We start from the raw sequence: 4,655 nt of genomic DNA, 5'->3' as shown, positions 1-4,655 counted from the left end.
ACNTTCGGGGCACCGTCCCGCGTGGGTCGCCCGTCGATCCCGCCGATCGCGAGGTCGCTCTGTCTACCGAGGCCGTCCTTCGTCACCGGCATGTCCCCGCCCGCGGACCGGGGCGGGCGGGCGCCTCCAAGCCAACGACCGCACCGGCGCCGGCGCTCGAGCCGCCCGGTGTCCCCGCACCGGCGCCGGGGGTCGGCGGCCCGCCAGCCCTCGCAGCCGGCCCGCCAGCCCCCGCAGCCGGCCCGCCAGCCCCCGCAGCCGGCCCGCCAGCCCCCGCAGCCGGCCCGCCAGCCCCCGCAGCCGGCCCGCCAGCCCCCGCAGCCGATCCGCCCGCCGACGGGCTCCCGGGCGCCGGGCACGCGACTCGCGGGGGCTGGGCGGCCGTGTCGGCGAAGGCCCGCGGCTATGTCGCCCTAATGAAGCTGCGCGTGGTCGAACTGCTGCTCATCACCACCGTCCCGGTCATGATGCTCGCCGAACGGGGCGTGCCGTCGCTCTGGCTGATCGCCGTGACCCTGGTGGCGGGAACCCTCGCCGCCGGCAGCGCGAACACGATCAACTGTTACGTCGATCGTGACATCGATCAGATGATGGGCCGCACGAAGCGCCGTCCGCTCGTGCGGGCGACCGTCACGCCCACGGAGGCGCTGACCTTCGGCATCGTGATCGGGATCGTCTCGACGCTGCTCTTCGGTTTCCTGGTCAACTGGCCCTCCGCGCTGCTGGCGGACGGGGCGATCGCCTTCTACGTCTTCGTCTACACCCTCGGGCTGAAGCGCCGCACCCCGTCGAACATCGTCATCGGGGGCGCGGCCGGCTGCTTCCCCGTCCTGATCGGATGGTCGGCGGTCACGGGGACCGTCGGCTGGGCCGCGGTGCTGCTGTTCGCCGTCGTCTTCTTCTGGACCCCGCCGCACTTCTGGGCGTTGGCGATGAAGTTCCGCGACGACTACGCCGCGGCGGGCGTCCCCATGCTGCCGGTCGTCGCCTCCGTCCAGGTCGTCACCCGGCGGATGCTGGGCTACGCCTACGCGATGGTCGCCGCCTCGCTCGCGGTCGCTCCCGTCGCCTCCACCGGCCCGGTCTACCTCGTCGCCGCCGTCGCGGTGGGAGCCTGGTTCCTGGTCGAGTCGCACCGGGTCGCCCGCCGGGCCCGGCACGGCGAGGACCCGAGGCCGATGCGCCTGTTCCACATGTCGATCACGTATCTGACCCTGCTGTTCGTGGCGATCGCCGTCACCGCTCTCGTCTGATCTCGCCCGACCCCACCGACCCCGCCCCGTCCTGATCCCGGTGTCACCGGGCGGGACGGGGCGTTGTTTTGCCGGCGGGCCGCCCGCGAAGGGTCTGGGACGGGCCCACCCGTCCTGGCCAGTTGACACCAGTGCGGCGCGTCTACCGGACGGGCACACCCAGACCCGGCGGACCACCGCGGCTGGTCGTGGCCACCACCGACCCGGCGACCCTGCCATCGACCAGCACCTGGTATCTGGCCACCNCCCTGCCCCNCCCCGACCTGCCCACCGCGGCGGCATCGGCGTTCCCACCCGCCGCCCACAGCGAGATCGACCGCCTGTACGGGCCGCACGGCTGGGTCGAACAAGACTACAAACAGATCACACACGAACTCGGCTGGGCCGACGTCCAGGTCCGCTCCGCCACCGCGATCGCCCGCCACCCGGCCCTGGTGAACTGCGCGTTCAGCCTGTGCTGGCACGACACCCCCGAACACCCACCACCCCACCCGGCGGCAGCCCGCGTCCGGTCCCGACCCGCACACTGCCGTCCTGGCCGGCCAGCCTCCGCCGGGTCCGCGCCCNCCTGATCCCGTTCCGTCTCCCGCGGCAGCGGAGGCGATCGCGTTATTCGGTTCTGGCGACGATCACGTGATGGCCTGGTTTCCGAGTTGTCTGATCAACACGCGCTTACGCAGGAGATCGAAGTTCGCCCGTCCATACATCTGCCTCTTCACCATCTTTAGGAATCGTAATGAAATAACAAATGCATGTTCGGGAGCATCTTAGCAGGTCACAGGGCCGCGAGAGGCTCAAGTTGCACAGGTTATTTCATTCCGCCTACTTACAGTTACGTGGAATCACGGCGCCCTCGACGGGCCCGGAACTGTGCGGCAGGGTGAGCCCGGCGACGACGGCGTCGTAGTCGTTGCGGAGGTGGCGGGCGAACGACGCCAGCGCTGGCAGGTAGGGCCGCGAAGGCGGGCATGGCCACCGGCATCGGCGAGACCTTTCAGCAGGTTGGTGTCGCCATCGGGATCGCCGGCTTCGGCGCGCTGTTTCAGCAGCTGGTGCTGTCGAAGTACGCTGGACCTTCGGCCGNGGGACGGGAAGTTGCCGTCGGCAACATCACCCGGGCTGGCGACGCCGGTCGGGCCGCGTTCGTGCATAGCTTCACCAGCGTCATGGTCGTCTGCGCCATTGTGTGCGCGGTCGGCGCCCTGGTTGCCTTCTTCTTCATCCGGCNGCGGGACCTGCATGAATCGGCGCAGGTGTTGTAGCGGTCGACCCGGTCCCCGGGTCGCTCCACCCCGGGGACCGGTCTGGTTCACGAGACCGCTGCGGTCAGCGCGGCCAGTGACTTGAGCACACCGGCCCGGATCNGGTCATCGGTGACCACGCCCTGGTCGTTGATGGTCGATCTGTGGACGGGGATGTGCATGCAGGCTTCCTCGACGATCATGGCGCCGGTGTAACGCAGCACCTTGCGCAGGGAATCGTGCGCGTCCGCGGCCTTTGTCGTGGACGGCGATACGTTGATCCATGCCGTGGGTTTGTCCCCGATCTCGATCCCACCGACGGTCCAGTCGAGCAGGTTCTTAAAGGAACCCGGCAGTGCGCCCGCGTACTCCGGCGTGCAGATCAGGATCGCAGCGGCCGATGCAATGCGGGCCCGCAGGTCCACTACCGACACAGGCAAAGGATCTTGGTCGTCGTCAGGGTTAAAGTGCGGCAGCTTGGCCATACCGTCGTAGTCGTCCGCAACGAATCCCGGCGGGGTCAATGCTCGCGTGGTGCGTAGCAGCGCCGAGTTGGACGACCCGGCGCGGAGGCTTCCGCATAGCAGAAGAATTTTTTGGGTGGCATCCACACGNCCGATTCTAGCCGCCGACTTTCACCTGGTCCTTCGTTGGGTGTGCCAGAAATGGAAAATTACTCCTGAGTTGGGAAGGTCAGGCTTGTCCAAGCCTCCATCCATCATAATCGAGCTCCAAATCATCGGTCATCCGGCGAGACCCCCGCAACGGCGCTGTTGCATTGTGAGGAGTCGGGGCAGGGCCTCGACAAGATCACATAAGGCTGTGATCGGTTACACTCGGTAGTGGCGCTGGCGCCCGGTCTGGGGGACGGTCTCCAGACCATGCCCAACCCTCCACNCTTGTCCGTCGCGTTTCCGTCGCGACGTCGGCCCCTCGGCGGAGGCCGTGCCGCGGCGGGTCGTCGGACGTCGAGCCGGCCGCCGGGACTGTTTCCCGTCTCAGGAACGGGGCGTGGCCGCCGTGGCCAGGGGGTCGGTGGTCCCAGGGTGTCGGTGGTCCCAGGGTGTCGGTGGTCTAGGAGCCGATGCCGGCGCCGGTGGGGGCGGTGGTCCCGACCGGCCCGGCGGGCGCGGGGACCTCGGCGCCGGCCGCCGCGAGCGTGGGCGCCGCGTCCGGTGCCGGCCGGGGGTGCCGGGAGCTCAGGGCGAGCCAGAGCCGCAGCGCGGCGACCCACATCACGGTCGCCCCGGTCATGTGCAGGGCGACGAGGAGGGCGGGAACGCCGAGGAAGTACTGAGTGAATCCGATCGCGGCCTGCGCGAGGACGGTCCCGACCAGGGCGAGGGAGGTCCGCCTGGCCTCGTCGGGGGCCTCGGCGACCCGCACCGCGAACGCCATGGCCGCGACGAGCCCGACCAGCAGCATCGCGCCGTCGGCGTGCAGTTGGGAGACGTTGACGAGGTCGAACCCGAAGCGGGCCGGATGGTCGCTGTCACCGCTGTGCGGCCCGGCGCCGGTCACGACCGTGCCGAGGACGAGCNCCCCCGCCNAGACGACCACCAGCAGGCGCGCCAGCCACCGCAGCGCGGGACCGACCCCCGGGGTCGGCGCACCCGCGTCCTGGCGGGCCCGGTGGTCCAGCAGGACCGCGTTCCACAGCAGGACCATGGAGAGCAGGAAATGGGCGGCGACGGTCGCCGGGTGCAGCTTCGTCAGGACGGTGATCCCGCCGAGCACGGCCTGCCCGAGGAAACCCACCCAGAGGCCGAAGGACAGCAGTCGAAGATCGCGCCGCCGTCCGCCCCGCAGGCGGAGCGCGACCAGCGGGGTGATCAGCGTCACGAGGCCGACCACCAGGCCGACGACCCGGTTGCCGAACTCGATCGCTCCGTGCAGGGCGTATTCCGAGTGCGGCACGAACGAGCCGTCCCCGCACTGCGGCCAGGTCGGGCAGCCGAGGCCGGAGCCGGTCAGGCGGACCACGCCGCCACTCACCACGATCAGTGACAGCAAGACCACGTTGAGCGTGGTGAGGAGCCGGAAGGCGCGAAGGCTGATCAGCGGCAAACTCCGACGCTCTGTAGAAGCTGGCACGACTGCCATGGTAACGCCCTGTCCGGCACGGGCCGCTCGGATCCTTCTCCGTTGGTCGGATGGTGCC

General features: G+C 70.0%; 3 protein-coding genes. 1 reads left to right on the top strand and 2 read right to left on the bottom strand.

The window, feature by feature from the left end:
* The first annotated feature begins 383 nt into the window (after positions 1 to 383).
* Entirely contained in the window at positions 384 to 1,253 is an 870-nt protein-coding gene (locus CED_RS05250) for a heme o synthase (RefSeq protein ID WP_023841562.1), read from the top strand.
* A 1,309-nt stretch (positions 1,254 to 2,562) separates the two neighbouring features.
* Here CED_RS05250 and CED_RS05235 read toward each other — a convergent pair.
* Together CED_RS05235 and CED_RS05230 are read right to left on the bottom strand one after the other, a co-directional pair.
* On the bottom strand, positions 2,563 to 3,105 hold the full coding sequence (locus CED_RS05235) for an NADPH-dependent FMN reductase (protein ID WP_084680693.1): 543 nt from the start codon (positions 3,103 to 3,105) through the stop codon (positions 2,563 to 2,565).
* Positions 3,106 to 3,568: 463 nt separating this feature from the next.
* Positions 3,569 to 4,597: a heme A synthase gene (locus CED_RS05230; protein WP_035908899.1), complete on the bottom strand. Its 1,029-nt coding sequence runs from the start codon at positions 4,595 to 4,597 to the stop codon at positions 3,569 to 3,571.
* Positions 4,598 to 4,655: the final 58 nt, after the last annotated feature.

Origin of the sequence: Frankia sp. CeD (genome assembly GCF_000732115.1) — a bacterium.
Classification (GTDB): domain Bacteria; phylum Actinomycetota; class Actinomycetes; order Frankiales; family Frankiaceae; genus Frankia; species Frankia casuarinae.
The sequence above is the reverse complement of the archived record's forward strand: the minus strand, read 5'-3'. Positions and strand labels throughout refer to the sequence as shown.